The sequence below is a fragment of the Streptomyces capitiformicae genome, assembly GCF_002214185.1.
Lineage (GTDB): Bacteria > Actinomycetota > Actinomycetes > Streptomycetales > Streptomycetaceae > Streptomyces > Streptomyces capitiformicae.
The window spans coordinates 3,895,082-3,912,006 of sequence record NZ_CP022161.1; the positions used below are offsets into that span (position 1 = coordinate 3,895,082).

General features: G+C 67.8%; 16 protein-coding genes and 3 pseudogenes. 7 read left to right on the forward strand and 12 right to left on the reverse strand.

From position 1 onward, the window contains the following. Window positions 1-10 precede the first annotated feature (10 nt). Window positions 11-1,495: an NAD-dependent succinate-semialdehyde dehydrogenase gene (locus tag CES90_RS17340; RefSeq protein ID WP_189784372.1), complete on the forward strand. Its 1,485-nt coding sequence runs from the start codon at window positions 11-13 to the stop codon at window positions 1,493-1,495. A gap of 398 nt (window positions 1,496-1,893) precedes the next feature. Beyond that, complete coding sequence (locus CES90_RS17345) at window positions 1,894-2,355, forward strand: Lrp/AsnC family transcriptional regulator (RefSeq protein ID WP_055540578.1); 462 nt, start codon at window positions 1,894-1,896, stop codon at window positions 2,353-2,355. A 336-nt stretch (window positions 2,356-2,691) separates the two neighbouring features. Here CES90_RS17345 and CES90_RS17350 read toward each other — a convergent pair. Then, window positions 2,692-3,405: pseudogene (locus CES90_RS17350) on the reverse strand (SpoIIE family protein phosphatase); the annotation flags it as partial. Between the two features lie 315 nt (window positions 3,406-3,720). Here CES90_RS17350 and CES90_RS51250 point away from each other — a divergent pair. The 3 genes from CES90_RS51250 to CES90_RS51975 all read left to right on the forward strand — a co-directional run bounded on the left by CES90_RS51250 (window position 3,721) and on the right by CES90_RS51975 (window position 5,774). After that, the gene (locus CES90_RS51250) at window positions 3,721-4,452 is read left to right on the forward strand and encodes a helix-turn-helix transcriptional regulator (protein WP_268257030.1); all 732 of its coding nucleotides are present in this window, start codon (window positions 3,721-3,723) and stop codon (window positions 4,450-4,452) included. A 390-nt stretch (window positions 4,453-4,842) separates the two neighbouring features. Next, a complete protein-coding gene (locus CES90_RS17360) occupies window positions 4,843-5,319 on the forward strand; it encodes a hypothetical protein (protein WP_157873216.1) in 477 nt (158 codons plus the stop codon). Between the two features lie 239 nt (window positions 5,320-5,558). Continuing rightward, entirely contained in the window at window positions 5,559-5,774 is a 216-nt protein-coding gene (locus tag CES90_RS51975) for a hypothetical protein (protein WP_157873215.1), read from the forward strand. Between the two features lie 206 nt (window positions 5,775-5,980). Here CES90_RS51975 and purU read toward each other — a convergent pair. From purU to CES90_RS17375, 3 genes and pseudogenes are all read right to left on the reverse strand, one after another. Then, window positions 5,981-6,162: pseudogene (gene purU, locus CES90_RS49615) on the reverse strand (formyltetrahydrofolate deformylase); the annotation flags it as partial. A 297-nt stretch (window positions 6,163-6,459) separates the two neighbouring features. Further along, on the reverse strand, window positions 6,460-6,822 hold the full coding sequence (locus CES90_RS17370) for a hypothetical protein (RefSeq protein WP_055540575.1): 363 nt from the start codon (window positions 6,820-6,822) through the stop codon (window positions 6,460-6,462). After that, a pseudogene (locus CES90_RS17375) lies at window positions 6,816-7,379 on the reverse strand (hypothetical protein); the annotation flags it as partial. The pseudogene CES90_RS17375 and the gene CES90_RS17370, both read right to left, overlap by 7 nt. Between CES90_RS17375 and CES90_RS49620 the strand changes: the two are divergent. Then, a complete protein-coding gene (locus tag CES90_RS49620) occupies window positions 7,338-7,496 on the forward strand; it encodes a hypothetical protein (RefSeq protein ID WP_229913980.1) in 159 nt (52 codons plus the stop codon). The pseudogene CES90_RS17375 and the gene CES90_RS49620 overlap by 42 nt on opposite strands. A gap of 681 nt (window positions 7,497-8,177) precedes the next feature. On the opposite strand, the gene CES90_RS17380 is transcribed toward CES90_RS49620, so the two are convergent. Continuing rightward, a complete protein-coding gene (locus tag CES90_RS17380) occupies window positions 8,178-9,227 on the reverse strand; it encodes a sulfotransferase (protein WP_189784370.1) in 1,050 nt (349 codons plus the stop codon). A gap of 205 nt (window positions 9,228-9,432) precedes the next feature. On the opposite strand from CES90_RS17380, the gene CES90_RS17385 reads away from it, so the two are divergent. Beyond that, window positions 9,433-10,311, forward strand: coding sequence for an LLM class flavin-dependent oxidoreductase (locus CES90_RS17385; RefSeq protein WP_157873214.1), 879 nt, complete (start codon window positions 9,433-9,435; stop codon window positions 10,309-10,311). A 120-nt stretch (window positions 10,312-10,431) separates the two neighbouring features. Here the strand turns inward: CES90_RS17385 and CES90_RS17390 are convergent, their stop codons facing one another. The 7 genes from CES90_RS17390 to CES90_RS17420 all read right to left on the reverse strand — a co-directional run bounded on the left by CES90_RS17390 (window position 10,432) and on the right by CES90_RS17420 (window position 16,756). Then, window positions 10,432-11,259 carry an ABC-2 transporter permease gene (locus CES90_RS17390; protein ID WP_079055024.1) on the reverse strand — a complete coding sequence of 276 codons (828 nt, stop codon included), beginning with the start codon at window positions 11,257-11,259 and terminating at the stop codon, window positions 10,432-10,434. A gap of 314 nt (window positions 11,260-11,573) precedes the next feature. Then, window positions 11,574-12,179, reverse strand: a complete 606-nt coding sequence (locus tag CES90_RS17395; protein WP_157873213.1) for a hypothetical protein — start codon at window positions 12,177-12,179, stop codon at window positions 11,574-11,576. A 166-nt stretch (window positions 12,180-12,345) separates the two neighbouring features. After that, window positions 12,346-12,774, reverse strand: a complete 429-nt coding sequence (locus CES90_RS17400; RefSeq protein ID WP_055540570.1) for a thiol-disulfide oxidoreductase DCC family protein — start codon at window positions 12,772-12,774, stop codon at window positions 12,346-12,348. Beyond that, complete coding sequence (locus CES90_RS17405) at window positions 12,771-13,403, reverse strand: hypothetical protein (protein ID WP_189784369.1); 633 nt, start codon at window positions 13,401-13,403, stop codon at window positions 12,771-12,773. The genes CES90_RS17400 and CES90_RS17405 overlap by 4 nt, the downstream gene beginning before the upstream one ends. Window positions 13,404-13,405: 2 nt before the next feature. After that, window positions 13,406-14,416 (reverse strand): alpha/beta fold hydrolase, encoded by a 1,011-nt coding sequence (locus CES90_RS17410; protein ID WP_189784368.1) that lies wholly within the window; start codon window positions 14,414-14,416, stop codon window positions 13,406-13,408. Next, complete coding sequence (locus tag CES90_RS17415) at window positions 14,416-15,312, reverse strand: hypothetical protein (protein WP_055540567.1); 897 nt, start codon at window positions 15,310-15,312, stop codon at window positions 14,416-14,418. Before CES90_RS17415 ends, CES90_RS17410 begins: the two co-directional genes overlap by 1 nt. Window positions 15,313-15,742: 430 nt before the next feature. Next, on the reverse strand, window positions 15,743-16,756 hold the full coding sequence (locus CES90_RS17420; RefSeq protein WP_229913979.1) for an ABC transporter ATP-binding protein: 1,014 nt from the start codon (window positions 16,754-16,756) through the stop codon (window positions 15,743-15,745). Between the last annotated feature and the right edge of the window lie 169 nt (window positions 16,757-16,925).

Consider the following 16,925-nt stretch of genomic DNA (forward strand, 5'->3'; position numbering starts at 1 on the left):
AGCCACGCGCATGACTGACACGCTCACCGCTCCCTCATGGGAGGCGGACGTCCTGGAATCCGTCCCCCGTGGCTTCCTCGCGCACGACTGGCGACCCGCCACCGGTGGCCGCGCCTTCGAGGTACGCAACCCCGCGACCGAGGAAGTCATCGCCGCCGTCGCCGACTGCGGCCCGCAGGACGCGGTGAGCGCACTGGACGCGGCGGCCGCGGCTGCCGACCAGTGGGCCCGCACCAGCGCACGGGACCGTGCGACCGTCCTGCACCGGCTCACCGACTCCCTGCTCGAACACCGTGAGCGTCTGGCCCGGATCATCACCCTGGAGATCGGCAAGACGATCACCGAAGCCCGGGGCGAGGTCGACTACGCCGCAGCCTATTTCCGCTGGTACGCGGAGGAGGCGGTCCGTCCGCAGGGGCGCAGCACCCCCTCCCCGGACGGGAGGAGTCACATCGTCACCGTCGCCGAACCGGTCGGACCCTGCCTGCTCATCACCCCGTGGAACGTGCCCCTGGCCATGGCCGCTCGCAAGGCCGCCGCAGCCCTCGCCGCCGGCTGCACCGCCGTGCTCAAACCGGCCGCTCTCACCCCGCTGTCCTCCCTGGCGCTGGGCGAGCTGGCGCGTGAGGCCGGCGCGCCCCCCGGTGTCCTGACCGTGATCACCAGCAGCGACGCGGCAGCGGTCACCACGGCGCTGCTGGCCGACCCCCGGCTGCGCAAGCTGTCGTTCACCGGGTCCACACCGGTCGGCAGGCTGCTGCTCCAGCAGAGTGGTGCGCGGGTGCTGCGCACCTCGATGGAGCTGGGCGGCAACGCGCCGTTCCTGGTCTTCGACGACGCCGACCTCGACCTCGCGGTCCGCGAAGCGATGATCGCGAAGATGCGGCTGGGCGGCCAGTCCTGCGTCGGGGCCAACCGGTTCCTCGTCCAGGAGGGAATCGCCGACGCGTTCGCCGCGGCGCTCGGCGAACGGATCGCCGCGATCCGGGTGGGTGCCCCGGACCGGGAGGACACCGGGCTAGGCCCGCTGGCCGATCACCGGGCCGTGGACAAGGTCCGTCATCTCGTCGAGGACGCCGTGGCCCGTGGTGCCGTCGTCGTCGCGGAGGCGGACATTCCTGACGGGCCGGGCCATTACGCGGCACCGACCGTGCTGGACCATGTCCCCGCCGACGCCGCGATCATGCACGAGGAGGTCTTCGGTCCCGTCGCCGCCATCCACCGCTTCTCCACCGAGGCCGAGGCCATAGCGGTGGCCAACGACACCGAGCACGGCCTCGCGTCGTATGTGATGACCTCCCACATCGACCGCGCCCGGCGGGTCGCCGCCCGGCTGGAGGCCGGGATGGTCGGCATCAACCGCGGCCTGGTCTCCGAGGTCGCGGCACCCTTCGGCGGGATCAAGCAGTCCGGCCTGGGCCGCGAGGGCGGACCCGAGGGCCTCCATGAGTACCAGCAGCTCAAGTACCTGTCCATGCCCGGTTTTCACAGCTGAGCAAGCCGCCACCAGCGGAGCCCGCTTCCGCGTCGAGCAGGGCAACACGGTGACCGGGGTGACGGTCGTCCACCAGCGGCACGGCCAAGGGAGGCCGCCAGTCTCCGGCGGCCTTGATGCCGCCAGCCCGGTCGTCCGACCGGATCCCCGACAGGAACGGCGGCGTGAAGCAGTTCCTGCCGTCGGTGCCTGCCTCTGAGCTCCTGGTTACCGACGGCAAGGGGCATCCAGCAGCCGTGGGGCAGGCGTTTGGGGCGTCAGACAGCCGGGGCAGCCCGGTGGGGAGCGGTTCGTCCTCGCCGGGACTGCACCAAGTTCCGCAGGAACACATGCCACCCGCGATCCGCGTGCCGTGGGGGCTGCCATCTCCACCGACTTGACGAAGGAGACGGTCCGCTGTGGACGCCATCGACGAGAAGATCATCGCCGAGCTGACCCGCAACGCCCGCATCTCGCACTCCGATCTGGCCGGCAAGGTGCTGCTGTCCCGCAACGCGGTGCGCCAGCGCGTCGAACGACTGGAGCGCCAGGGCCACATCGCCGGCTACACCATCGTCCGCGCGGGCCACGACACCGGCACGGTCGTCTCGGCGCTCGTACTCGTCTATCGCCAGGACCGCATGCGCGGCGGCGACGTCCTGGCCGCACTCAAACGCATTCCCGAGGTTGTCATCTGCGAGATCCTCAGCGGCGACTTCGACATCATGGTGCGCCTCGAAGCGGCCTCGCTGGAACGCGTACGGAGCATCTGGGAGGACATCGCCAAGATGCCCGGCGTACGCGACACAGTCACCGCCCTCACCTTGTCCAGCATCGTCAACCGCCCGCGAGGAGAACGGCGTACCACGCCACAGGGGTGAGCAGGGCCGTCATCGCTATTTCCCTGTCCAGCCCACCCTGACCACGAGGCCCACCACCTCCCCCTGGTGGCCAGCGCCTCTTCCGCGCCCCAGGCGGCCGCCAAATAGCGATGTGTGGGGGGCAAGACGGTCACCGAGCACCTCGAAGGCGTTGAGCGGAGTTGGTCCTTCTGCACAACCATCCTGTGGTCCGAGGTCCGAGGTTTGAGTCGGATGGCTTGGCAGCTCAGCGTGGTTCAAGAGGTATCAGTGGTGTAACGCCTCGCTGAATCGGGCGATGGCAGTCTCGCCGCCGCTTGTCCGCCCCATGTGGCGAGGCCGCTCCGTGGCCGCTCATCAGTCCGCGTCCCCCCATTGCTCCAGCAGGGCATCGGCCATGTCGAGGTCAGGTTCTGGCGCCGGGCTGTGGAGGGATTGTTCGGTCCAGATCACTTTGCCGCGCGGCATGTACCGGGTGCCCCACCGCTGCGTGAACTGGGCGACCAGGAACAGCCCCCGCCCCCCTTCGTCGGTGGCGGCCGCCCGGCGCAGATGCGGTGACGTGCTGCTGCCGTCGGCGACCTCGCAGATCAGGACACTACGGTCGCGCAGTAGGCGCAGCCCGATCGGATCGGTGCCGTAGCGGATGGCGTTGGTGACCAATTCGCTGATCACTAGCTCGGTGGAGAAGGTCAGCTCCTCCATCCCCCACTCCTCCAACCGGTAGGTGACATCGGCACGGATTCCGGCGACGAGGGCGGGGTCGCTGGGCACGTCCCACTCGGCGACCTGGGAGGGATCCAGCAGGCGGGACTGGGCGACGAGCAGGGCGATGTCGTCACTCGGCCGTGCCGGCAGCAGGGCGCTGAGGACGGCCTGGCAGGTCTCCTCCGGGTTCCGGCCAGGGTGTGCCAGGGCGTCGCGCAACTTCTCGAGGCCGACGTCGATGTCCCGGTGCCGGTCCTCGATCAGCCCGTCGGTGTACAGGACCAGCCGGGAGCCCTCGGGCAGAGTGAATTCTGCGGTCTCGAAGGGCAGGCCACCTCCCAACCCGAGTGGCGGGGAGACCGGCGTCAGTTCGACCGTCTCCTCGCGGCGGCACCCGAACCCACCCCGGCCCGGGCCCGGGCACTGTGGGCCGCCGCCTGGGTAGCGATCCTCCAGGGAGATCTCGCGACGGCCGACCGCTGGCTGGACGAGGCCGACGAGCTGAGCAAACGGCTGGACGACCCATCGGACCTGCCCTACATCCAGGACTACCGTGGCATGTCTGTGTTGTTCCAGGGGCGGACGGCGGAAGCCGTGCCCCTGTACGAGGGGGCGCGGGCCGCTCACGAGGCGGCGGGCGAAGGACCGCAGGGACTGTTCTGGCTCCTCCAGGTGGCGATGGCCCAGGTCCGTCTCGGGAACGCGCACGCTGCGGAGGAGGCCAGCAGGCGCGCGGTGCGGCTGGCGGAAGCATCCGAGGAACGTCTGTGGGGGTCCTACGCGAAGTGGGCGCTGGGCTACGTGCTCTGGGCACATGGCGACAGGCAGGAGGGCACAGCGCTGACACGGGCGGCGCTGGAGATCCTGCGGGGCTTCAACGACTACACCGGGACCGCGATAGCCCTGGAGGTGTTCACCTGGATCACCGCGTCCCAAGGCGACCACGAACGGGCGGCACAGCTGCTGGGCGCCGCGCACGCCCTGACCCGGCACAGCGGGATCCGGGACATCGAAGCCCGCCCCGACTCCACATACGCCCGGCACCGAGCCCGCTGCGAGGAGGTGGCTATCTCCGCTCTGGGCCCGGCCGGATACGAGAAGGCCCTCGCGGAAGGCGCCCGGCACGACAGCCCGGCCCGGGCCATCGCCCTCGCCCTGGACACGAGCACCGGGGCCGACAGCGGGCGGACCGCCCCGGCCGCCACCGCGCCGTGCCCGCTCAGCCGCCGGGAGCGGCAGGTCGCCGCGCTGGTCGCCGAGGGCATGACCAACCGGCAGATCGCCGCCCAGTTGGTGCTGTCGCCGCGTACGGTCGACGGGCACATGGACAGCATCATGACCAAGCTCGGCTGCAGCCGCCGTACTCAGGTCGCGACCTGGTGGGCGGCGAACCAGGTACCCACCCCGTAGAAGTTAGGTACCACCCCCCGTAGAACTACCCATGTCCGCCAGCGGGTGCGCACCGATGCTTTGCGGCATGAAGCACAGCACGCAGGGCGGGCTCGCAAAAAGCGCAACCTGCGAGCCGGTGCCGCTCAGACCGTCCCGGGCACCGAGAGCCTCACGCCCTCAGGCCACACGCGGATGAGCGACGCTGGTGGAAGCGCTTGTCTCCTCCTTCGGTGAGAGCGCTCTCGTTCTTCTGAAGCGGTCCGACCCGCCGGGCGGCCCCGGTCACCTTCGGTTACCGGGCCCAATGGGTCGAACGCGGTGGCCCGCACGCCGTTCGCAAAATTCATCTCCTTCGTGAGCCGACCCTGCCGATCCGGCCGTCGGTTCCCTCTGCGAGAAAGAGAAAAAGTGAGAACCACAACGAGAAGAAGGCGCCTCGCCGCGGCGCTGGTCGCGGCGGCCGCGACTGCCACGGTGTCCCTGGCATCACCCGTCGCCGCATATGCGGACGATGAGTCGGCCACGTCCACGTCGGCGACGAGCCAGGAGCAGTACCAGACCCTCGACGATGTCGCCCAGCAGTACCACCCCCTCGGGGTCTACACAGCCGACGACGGCTCCCTGACGATGCTCGCGCTGCCCGCGGACACACCCCCCGCCGACGGGGACCAGCTCGAGTCGAAGTTCCCGGCCGGTATGAACGTCCTGGGCTATATCAGCCAGTTCACCAAGGACGAGGAGCAGCAGCTCGAGCAGGAGGTCACGGCGAAAGGCTGGATCGCTGACAACACGGTCGACTACAGCGTCGGCGTCTCCTATGACGCGAAGAATGACGTGGTGCTGGTCGACACCGACGCTCCGGAATCCACGCCGGTGCTCGTATGAGGTTCTTGGTGCGGCCAGAGCCGCGGCCGCCGCGCGCTGCGCAAGGCGCCTGACCGGTTCCGACACGGGAATCGATCTTGATGGCAGTTCTGTCAAGCTGCGCGGGTAGCAAAGGCACAACGCGGACTCAGCGAGCTCCTTGTCTGTGCGGTCGCGGAATGGTGATCACCATGGGGCGAAGGTGTACTGAGTCCGTCTGAGAAAGACGCAACGCCTGTGCCTGCAGATCAGACACCAGCGTGTCGAAGTCCAGCTTTTGCGCGCGTGCCCTTCGGCTCAGTGATGGTCTCGCCGCCGTCGGCGAGCATCACGGCGAGATCGACCGCGACCCGGCCCGGCTCGTGGCCGGTGCCGCGCGGGCGCAGCCTGCGCAGAGCGGTGGTGAAGACGCTGGTCAGGCCGGTGGCACCAGTGAGATCGGCCGGCAGACGCGATCCGGTGTCGAGTCCGATTGACTGTTGCGGAAGCCCTGGGGGCGCCTCACTCGAGCCGGAGGCCGTAGTCGCTCAACGCTGCTCGTCGCCGCGGCCATGAGCAGCGGCCTGCGGAGGAAATCTTCCACCGCCTCTGCCAGGAGCACGGCTGCACCGCGCTGCCGTCGCTCGGAGGCCAGGACGGACTGTTACGGGCGCTGCTCCAGGCGGCGCCCGCAACGGAACCGTCAGTCCGGGAAAACCACGGTCGTACGTCCGTTGAGGAGCACTCGGCTCTCCAGATGATGGCGGACAGCCCTGGCCAGCACGCGCCGCTCGATGTCCCGCCCGTTGCGGCCAGTTGCTCGGGCGTGTCCCGGTGGGTGACGGGCTCGACGTCCTGGGCGATGATCGGGCCCTCACCAAGATCTTCATCAGACTTCTAGCCGTCGCCATCCCGCGCTCGTCAAGATCATTTCCCACGATGCAGCTGAGGGCCCGTAACAGCTTGCGCCGCATCACGAAGAGCGGCGCCGCGAGCGCCGCTCGGCCGGTGGTCGGCTGTCGCCATGGCTTTCATGCGCATTGGGCCATGAGCGGGTTGCGTGCCGTCAATGTCTCATGGCTTCTCAGACGGCCCGAAGGAGCGTGCTCGTGCCCGGCCATCGGTCCATCGCCGAAGCCGAGAAACTGGTCGCCAAGGGGTCACGGCTGCGTCCAACAGGGGTCACAACGTTTCCGTTTCCGGGTTGAGCGCATGGCGCCGCAGGCGTGGAAGGGTGTCCGCCCCTGTTGCGACCGTTTCCACGTCGAACCAGGTCAGCAGTGTGGCCCATTTCTCCAGCGCCGTTGCCATCGCCCCGGTGTCGAGTCTGCCGGGCACGTCGAACACGATGCCCAGCCACCCCGAGTGCCGTTTGCCCGCCATCTGGTTGGCCAGCCGCCGCCAGATGTGGTTCTCCTGTACGTAGGACGGCGGGGCCGGGTGCTCGGGCGCCGTTGCGGTGACCGCCAGTACCGCGGCGGGTACCCGGAATTCGACCAGTTCACCGGGTTCCGGAGCGTATTCGAGGATCGGTGTCATCAGCATGTTTCGGATTCCTTTCCTCGGCAGTCTTCACTGCCTTCATTGGCAATCTGTTCCATGAGCCATCTGGTCTGTTCGATATAGCGTGGAACGGCGGTTCTGATGCCCTCGGTATCCGGATATCGGAAACTCAGGTAGACGCCGCGGTGTGAGCGCATGATCCAGAGGAACACTTCGTGGGGGTGTATGCGGCGGCTGCGCAGCGCGAACGCCCGCCATTCGCCCCACTGTTCCGCGCCCGGAGTTCTGCGTATATCCATGTACGAGACCATGAACCGTGGTTCGAGTGGCATCCCGAGCAATTCGGTGATGCGGGGAAGTGGCACGGTCGCCAGGGGTCTCGCGCGTTTCAACGCCAGGCCGGCTCCCGCCATCACTTCACGAAAGGCGTCGGTGCCGCGCACCGCGAATCCCACCGGCGCCAGTCCGACGTACCAGCCGACCGACTGGGCCCACTGTGGATCGGTCCGGGTGTGGAAGGGTGCGATCGCACGGAACTGCTGCTGCCCCGTGTTCTCGTGCGCCACGATCGCCAGGCACGCGAGCGCCCCGGAGAAGAAGTTCCCGCCCTTGCTGACGCAGGCGGCCTGGAATGCCTGCGCCCCCTGCTCGTCGAGGAGCCACTCGCAGCCGCCGACCTGTGCCCGGTCCCCTACGTGTCCGTGGCCCGGATCTGACCGGTGACATCGCCGACGGCCTCGCTACAGCATGGCAACCGTCCCCGCCCGCAGCGTCGCCCGGCTCACCGACCGCCCCTGGGCCCGGCACCAGGCCCGCCGTGGGGGAGCAGTCGGCTGCGCAGCGATTCGTGCCGGTCGATCCAGCCGAGCAGTGCCCGCTCCAGCGCCCCGGCGTTCAGTTCCCCGGGCAGTTCGAAGACGGTCGCCAGCCAGGAGGCGGGCGCGGGCCGGGGCCGGTGATGCGTGCTTCCCTGATGTGCGCCTCCTGGAGGTACGACGCCGGCCGTGGATCCGGTGTCCAGGGGGTGGAGTGCGGTCCTGCGGGCGCAGGTCGCCAGACGGTGAGCATTTCTGGCAGGACATCAAGGTCGTGCATATCGATCTGACCCGCGAGCAGTTCCAGCGCGGTCAGGTGGTCAGCGCCGCCTGTGTGGTTTGACGTCCTGCTGGACCGCTGCCCCGCCACTGGGCGGAGTGCCAACTCCTGCGCTCCCGTGTCGAGGCCCACCTGGGCACGCTACCGCCTCCGGCCGGCGGAACCGAACCGGACACGACTTCCCCCGGGTGAGCTGGTTGCCTCGGTCTGCTCAGCCCCGGCAGGACGGACTCTCGCCCATGCCGGGATGATGCCGCAACCTGAAGCGGTGTCACGGCGGGCCTCTCGTCCCGGTGGCGTCGTCACCGCTTTGACCGACCGTGTTCGATGCCTGCAGCCGTAGGCGGATGCTGGGCGTGGAGGGCTTCGTCAGCGGCGTAGCCCGGGGAGCATGCGGCGCGCAGCTCGGCCACGTCCGCCGAGGCGAGATCAATGGATGTTCCGATTCTTTCCGGTCTGACCTGCTTCGCTGCCCAAGAGAGCCACTCGGGCGAGGAGGTGACGCCGAGGAACCGTGCAAGCCGGCAGAGGCTGGCGACGGGGTCGAGCAGGAGCTGTTCGTAGCGAACGGTGGTCCAGCGGTCGAGGGGTATCCGGGCCAGCTCCGCGGCGCCTTTCAGGGTCATGGTCGACCAGAAGTCACCGAACGAGGCCAGCGGAATTTCACATTCCATGATCCGTTCTGCGTCGATTGCCGGGAATCGTCCGCTTTGTCCAGTGGCTCGATCCGCCGCATTGTGTACTGCTCGGGTCCAGGAGCCCTCCCTCTCGACGAGTACGGGTATCCGGCAACCGGCGTGCTTGCTCATCGACAGGGCGGAGTCCATCCCGTCCCGGCTGAGATAGATGAAGCGTGCCTCCGGAAACGCGCTGCGCAGGTCCGCCACCGCCCGGATGGAACCGCCGGTGCGCTCCACGGTCGCCGTACCGCCGAACCTGTCGGAAAGCAGGGAGAACAGGTGGCGGTAGTGGTCGGGGACTGGCCGGGTCGGCCAGTCTGGCACGATCGCCGCCAGCCAGTCGAAGACGCCGTCCGGGTCATCGGTCAGCGTCGGCAGGGTCATGTGGCTGATGAAGGGCACCCCGGTTTCCGGAGTGAACCGTCCGGTGGTGTAGGGGTAGAGAAATTCCGGAAGGGTGAGGCCGTCGCGCACCATGGCGTCAATGAAGGGTACGGGATCAGCGATCTGTCGCCAGAAATCGCCCCCGTCCAGGTGCCCGGCCAGCCGGTCTTTGATGGGCACGAGGCCGAATAATTCACTGATGCTCAGGATATCGGGGTTCGTATGCAGAAGTCGCGACAGTAGAGTTGAGCCGCAGCGTCCCGTGCTGACGACGAAAGTCAAGCTCATGTGGTGACCATCCTCTGCCCTCTTCGCATGCAGGTTGCCCAAGTACCGGAAGACGCTAGTCGACCGGCTGGCGAAATCACAGGGTCAAACGTCCCGGAGTAGTCCGCTCCGACGTGCTGGTTACCGCCCGGCAGTCGGAGGCGATCAGCAAGTAGCATGCTGCCCGGGTCCGGAAATGGTGGCCATGGCGAGCGGGGAGGGTGACGTGGCAGATTCTTTACCGTTCGAATTCGCCGTCGTGGCGGAGCCGGACTACGGTGCCGCAGAATGGTTGACGGTGATCCGCAGAAGCGAGGAATTCGGCTACGACGCCCTGTTGGTGACCGATCATCTACGGCTTCGGTTGGCTGCGGTCCCCGCATTGGCCATGGCTGCTGGGGTGAGCAGTCGGATCCGGCTGGGCACCTATGTCCTGAACAGCGATCTACGCAGTCCGGCCCTGTTGGCCTCGGAGATGGCGACGGTGCACACCCTCTCTGGGGGCCGGGCTGTGGTGGGCCTGGGAGCAGGCTGGATGCGTGACGACTACGTGCAGTCCGGCGTGGAACTGGAAGCCGGTGTGTCGCGGTTCGACCGGCTGCGGGCGGCGTTGCCGAAGGTGCGGGAAGTCCTGGCCGCGGCAGCCGCCGCGGACGGCACGTCACCCCCTCCTTTGCTCCTTGGGGGAGCCCGTCGCCGGATGCTGGAGCTGGCCGGGCAGGAGGCGGACATCGTGAGCCTGCTCCCGCCGATGGGACCGGACGGACCTACGGAATACACCGGGATGCTTGACGCCAGCGTCGAGGCACAACTGGCCTGGGTGCGTGCTGGGGCGGCCGGACGGGACGTACCGCCACGCCTCAATCATCTGCTGTGGGGGTGTTTCGTGACCCAGAACCCGGCAGCGGTGACCGATGCGCTCGCCCGGCGCTGGGGCTGCTCGCCGCAGACGGTGCCGCGCCTTGTGCCGTATCTGGTCGGCACCGCTGAGCAGGTCGCACAGAAGTTGCTGGCCCGCCGGGAGCGGTGGGGATTCTCTCTGGTCACGGTGCCGGCGGGGATGGCGGCGGAGTTCGCTCCGGTGATGCGGCTGCTGGGACGCTGATCAGCCTCATCGTCGGCGCTGTGTGAGGCTTCGTCCAAGATGGGGGGAGGGGCCGGGCAGGCCCGGCTCTTTGGATACCGCCGCTGCTGAAGGACTTTCCCGGCCACACCCGAACGCCGTTCATGGGCGAGCTTTAATGGTGAAACGGGTCAGTCCGACGGCGGTGGTGAGGATCAGGCCGACGCCGATCGTCCAGAGGAGGACTGATTCGGGAAGGTGCCCCAGCTGGGGAGCGATGGCGAAGCGAGTGGCCTCGGTGATGTAGACGACCGGGTTGGCCAGTACGACGTACTGCAGCCAGGGGAGGGGGCCGAGCGCCGCCCAGGGGTAGTAGACACATCCGAGCATGATCATGACGGGCAGGCCGAAGGGCAGGACGTTGGACACCTTGCCGGGGTTGACGGCGGTGCCGACTACGATCCCCAACGCGGCGAACAGGATGGAGGCTCCGACCACGGTGCCCAGCAGAAAGGGCCATCGGGTCAGGTCGAGCGCTGGTGGTGCGCCGGGGGCGTGCACGAAAGCGACGATCGGCAGGGCGACGCATGCCGCGAGAACTCCGCGCAGGGTGCCGTCTACGATCCTGGTCAGGGCGATGAGCGGTACGGGGAGCGGGGCCATGAGGGCCTGGTCGATGCGGCGCAGCGGCCCGAAGTCGAGGCTGACAGCGGTGAGAGCGGCGGTGAACGCTTGGTTGCAGGTGGCGACGGCGACCATTCCCGGCGCCAGGACCGTGGCGTACCCCTGGGTGACGCCGAGGCTCTGGCCACCGAGTTGCGGCAGGACGAAGTCGAAGACGAAGACGGTGGACAGCGTGATGATGGCGATCTTCATGACGAACCCTGCCGCTTCCTTGCGGAGCCGGCGGATCTCGCGGAACACGAGTACGAGAAATGGCCGCCAGATGGTCAGTTTGACATCTTTGGCTCGGGTCGCTGTGAATGCCATGGTTTTCCGTCTTCGGTCGTGGCCACCGGCTTGCGGTGGCCGGTGGACTGCGTCTGGTCAGTGCACGGCGGTCAGCGTGCCGATCGAGGTCGACTTACCGGCTCCGTCGCTGCCCAGCAGGCCGAAGAATTCGTCATGTCCGCGATGTGTCAGTCAGACTGGAGCGAGTTGGTGTCATGCTTGCCCTCGGGGGCGGTCGTCTCAAGGGCAAGCATGACGAGTGGGATGACGCGTCGGCGGTGCGGAACCCGTACCCTCGGGGGTGTTCAGGGCTTCCCGAGATCACCGTGAGGGGCAGCCCTGCACGGAGGCGACTAGCCGTTGTTGACGTTCTGCGCCACAGCGTTGCCGGCGGCTGCCGTGCCGGCTGCGGCGCCGATGGCTCCGACTCCCACCCCGGCCGCGGCCAGTTGGTTCGCCTGCTGGGCTGCTGCCAGTTGGCCTGCGGGGGTTCCGTCGACTACTTGCACGCCATCGGCCTCTGCCGCGGCTTGTGCCTCTGCCTGGGCGCCGTTGACTATTTGACCTGCGGGGGTTCCGTCGACTACTTGCTGGCCATCGGCCTGTGCCGCGGCTACTGCCTGCTGCTGTGCGTTGGCGGCTTCCGCCTCGGCGACCTGCGCGCCAGCCGCGTTCACGCCGCCCTCGGCGGCCGCGGGTGCGTTTGCGGCCTCCGCCTCGGCGACTTCCTGTGCGGCCTGCCCGAACTCCGCCTGCGCGAACTGTTCGGCCTCGGCCTCGACGAACGCCTCGCCCTCGGCCTCCGCCGCCGCTTCCCCCGCCTCAACCGCCCCTTCAGCGACGACGGCACCCGCCTCGACCACGCAGTTGATGGGGTCGGCCGCTGAGATGAACCCGGTGCGGTTGACCGGGGACAGGTCGGCGTAATCGGCCGCCCTGGTTTTCTTCAGTTGAAACATCTTTGCTTCCCTTCTCGTTTCCGTCGGATCGTTCCGCCGGTGGCTTTGGGGCCAGGCTTGACGTACGTGTCGCGCACGACGTCGCCGGGCAGGGGACTGCGGGGGCGGACGATGGGCCGCCTGCTCATCTGTCTGGCGCGGGCGTGCGGCTGGGCCGGTCGGGCCGTCAGGTTCGCGACTTCGGTGATGGCGCGGCTCGGGTGGGGATTTCGCAGGCGGCGGTGGCGCCGGGCATGCGGTGCCGGTTGACGGCCACGTTCCGGTAGACGTATGCGGCGAGGGTGCGTATGACGGGCAGGCGCAGCGCGTGGCCGGTCAGTCGCCAGGGGAGTGAGCCGCTGCTCACCGCGTGCGCGAGGGCGGTGGCGCCGCCGTGGATGTCGCCGTCGCTGACGAGGATGATCTCGCGTTCGAGTCGTTGTCGGGCAACGGGGAGGCGACGTGGGTCGAGGCTTTGCCAGGCGACGGTGCGGGTGTGGCTGAGGGCGTTGTGGTCGCGCAGCCATTGCACGCTGCGGGTACAGAATCCGCAGTCGTTGTCGTAGAGCAGCTCGGCATGACGGCCGGAGCGATCGTTCTGGCCGGGTGCGGTCACGATGGCTCAGCCGTGGCCGCTGTCGGCTGCGGGACGTGTTCAGCAGTCATGTCCGCGGTGGCCAGGTCGTGGAACGCGGAGACGTAGGTGATCTGCGGGGTCAGTAGTGGCTCGTAGACGGCGAGCTGACATACCGCGAACTGGACGTCGGTGGCGGTGCTGTCGTGGGGTACCTGGTTCCGTGCCACGTTCAGCAGGAGTTTGTAGCCTGTCGTCTGTGGCAGGAAGTCATTGCTCAGGACGGTGCTACCGGTCCGGTACACGTCGCGGACCGCGTCGTTGATGACTTTCTCGGGGCGGCGGAACGGGGCCCAGACGGCGTGGAGCAGGTTCCGTTCCTCGCCGACGACCACTTCCTGCCATTCGGTGAGAGAGCCGTCACGGTTCCGGTGGCGGATCAGTAGGTTCAAGTCGTGTGTGCCCGGGTTGGGGCCGAAGAACCGGTAGTTGGGTACCGCCAGGCCGTATCGGGTGAACTTGTTCAGCAGCCCAGGGGACACGTCCAGGTTGCGCAGCACGGTCAGCGTTCCCCACACGGCGAAGGCGGAGTACAGCGCGGTCCACGACGCGGTGCGCTTGGCCCGGGACGGCAGCTGCGGAATCCGCTGGGAGAGGGGGTCGGTGGTCACTTCTATCCTCCCTGCTGCGCCGCCGGCTTGGCCATGGCCGGAGACAGTTCGTTGATGATCCAGGTGATGGCGTCGGTGACGTGCGCCGCGAACGGCTGGTGGGTCAGCACGGTCAGATGGTCGGCGCCGGGCACGACCACCCGCCGGTTCACCGGGGACAGGTCGGCCAGTTCCTGGTGGAGCTCGTCCATGACGGGGTCCTTGGCGAGGGACTGCTGCGCGCTGATCACCGCGACCGGCCGCTCCAGTGCGGTCAGTTCGTCGGCGTGGGCGCTCCACTCCCGCTCACCGAGGTCGAGTTCGCGTCGGGCGGCCCGCAGGTTGCGGGGCTGGAACGTCACCTTGCTCGTGATCTGACCCACGTCCGGGGGCAGCTGGTACAGCGGCATGGTGCTGTTCCACGACGGAGGCATCCCTAGCCGACCGCGCACGATCATCTGGTCGAGGTCGTTGCGGAGCCGCTCCAGGGCAGCGGCCTGCCCGGGCGAGCGCACATACTGCGCGGGGTGGGCCGAATCGACGAACACCATCCCGCCGACCAGCTCCGGGAAGTGGCGGGCGAAGATCCGGGTGAGCAGCCCGCCCACCGAGTGACCCACCAGGATGAACGGCCCGTAGGCGGCCACCGACCGCGCCGTCGCACGCAGGCTCTCGGGATACGCCAGAGCGGTCGACCGGCGTTGCGCAGGGCTCCACCCGATACCGGGCCGGTCGTAGGCGATCGAGGCGGTCTGGGCCGGCAATCCCCGCTGGACCCACGACCATATCGTGGCCGGGTAGCCCAGGCCGTTCTCGAAGAGCACCGTCGGGCCGCCACCGGGACGGGTGATCACATGGACCCCGCCGCCCCCGGCCATCCGCCCCGGTACTCGGGAATTGGGGCCCCGCACCTCGCGGATGGCGATCGCGGCGGTGACCGCGGTCAGGGTGCCACCGATCACCAGATTCTCGACCGTTTCCGCGGTACCCCACCGCCGGGACCATCCCGACAGCGCGTTCCACGTGGCCCGCATCACCGCACCCCCGACTCGAGACGAGCCGGCGCGGCCGGGCCCAGCCCGCGGGACATGTGCGCCACCGCCGGGTAGCTGGAGGCGAATCCCCACACGAACCGGTTCAATCCCATGAACCGGCCGTTGGCCAGGTGGAACATCGTCGACGCGGTCAGCATCGCACGGGCGACCGGCTTCGGCGCGACCAGCACCAAAGGGAACGCCAACTCCCCCAGGATCACCATCCACGCCAGCAACACCGGAATCGCCGGATGCTTCTTCGTCAGCTCGTACAGCCACTTGTCGCCGTAGGTGCTTGTACGAAAGATCCCGGTGATCGCCCGGCCGCTGCGCCACGTCGGCGAGGCCACCTTCACCGCACCCGAGACCGGATACGACAGACACGCCTGGAACGACAGGAACTTCAGGCACACCCGCTGCGCACGCGCGTCGTCCGGGAACAGCCGGGCCAAAAACGTGGTGACCAGACCCACGTAGGAGATGTGATCGGAACCGTCACCGCCGTAGTGCGTACGCGCGTTGCCCACACTGGCGGCGGCCACCAGCACACCGTCGAGCAGCTTCCGCTCCGTCGGCCCCGGCCGGCCCAGCAGCAGCCGTGCCGCGGCCAGGCCCCGCACGATGGTCATGCCCGCCACTCCCGGATAGCTGAACACCCGGTCCATGACCCGCACTTTCCAGTGGTCCTGATCGGGGAACCGCTCCCGCATCACCTGCCATGAGACGGTACCGTCGTCCCGGTAGTCCGAGATGCGGCTCAACTGCTCCAACGCCCCGACGAGCGCACATACCGCATTCAGCCGCTCCACCGCCGATATCGTCGACTCCGTTTCGGACCCCACCTGGGTACCCTCGAATTCCTTGGCCTTTTCGAGGACCGTGGTCCACGCTTGCATGCGTCAACCTCCTTAGTGAGGGGGCATCAAAAGGAGTTCGATTGACCCCTCGCTCGATACGTCTTGATCGACACTCGGGAACGAGTGAAACTGGACTGGACCAGACTGGCTGATCAACTGTCTGAAATCGAGTGTGCGCTACCGAGCCGGTCCCGGCCAGGGTCAAATATCCCGAGTCACCGTAAAGAACTCTCAGCGAAACCTCGGTCGCGGAGAATGCGTCGGAAACCAAGGGAGAAGGCGGCCGTGAGGGAGACCGGCGTCGAGGATTCCGACGCGATTAGCAGGCCGTTCTCCAGCGCGAATTCGTAGTGGAGCCGGCCGATATAGCCGACGAGGTGATACACGCAGGCGTCGACGCCCGGGCACTCGGTGCCGGAGAATATTACGGTCGGCCTGGGTGGTCGGCGGGGCGGGTTTGGTCCGGCCGTTATACCGGCACACTCGGACCCGGCTGGGTCTTGCTGGTCAGGGTGAGGAACACCCGGTCCAGGCTCGGAGCAGCGGTGGTAGCCGATGTGACGTGAAGTCCTGCGGACTCGGCGAGGAAGACGACCTCTCTGATGAGGCCATCCGGCTTGTGGGTGTAGAGCCGCAAGGTGTCACCGTGATGCTCGACCTTGGTCACCTCGGGCATCTGGTCGGCCGCTGCAGCGACAGCCTCGGCGTCCCCGCTGAGCTGGATGGTCACCACCGTCTGCAACCCCGCCTCGGAGCGCAGCTTGTCAGGCGAACCGATGGCCGTGATCTTCCCTCGGTTCAGTATGGCGATGCGACCGCACAGTTCCTGTGCCTCTTCCAGGTAGTGGGTGGTGAGCACGATGGTGGTCCCGGCGGCGTGGACCCCGCGCAGCAGATTCCACACCAGCCGCCTGGCTTTGATATCGACGCCGGCTGTCGGCTCATCGAGGAAGAGCACCTGTGGTTGGTGCATCAGTGCCCGGGCGATCAGGGCACGCCGGCCCTGGCCGCCCGACACCCTCCTGATCGTTCTCGACGCGACATCCTCGATGCCACACTCCTGGAGCAGGCGTGTGGCACGCCGCCGCGCTTGGCGAGCTCCCAGCCCGAACATCCGCCCGTGGAACTCGAGGTTTTCCGCCAGCGTGAGCTGCGGATCGAGGGAATTGCGCTGTGGGACCACGCTGATGGCCCGTTTGACCGCCACTGGGCGGTGCTTGACACTGGCGCCGGCCACCCGCATGCGGCCACGGGTGGGTTTGATCACCGTGGTCAGCAGGCCGATGAGCGTGGACTTGCCGGCTCCATTGCTGCCGAGCAGTCCGAAGAACTCTCCTTTGTCGACCCGCAGATTCACCCCGTCCACCGCAACGTGTGAACCGGTCTTACTCTTGTACACCTTTGTCAGGGCCTTGGTCTCGATAACCGGATCGGATGGACCGGCCATTAGAAGATCGCCTCCGGAGACTATGCGGTCGGCCACAGCGTGGTTTTCTCGGCCAGGGGCTCAGAGTCGATGTCCTGGTCGTCAACTACTGACCGGGGGTGCCAGGCCACAGCAGGACGTTACGGATTTCACATTTCCTCTGCTGCGCCGATTACCGCCAGGGTCAAATATCCCGGGAATCGACAGTGAGGTTTCAGTAACGCCG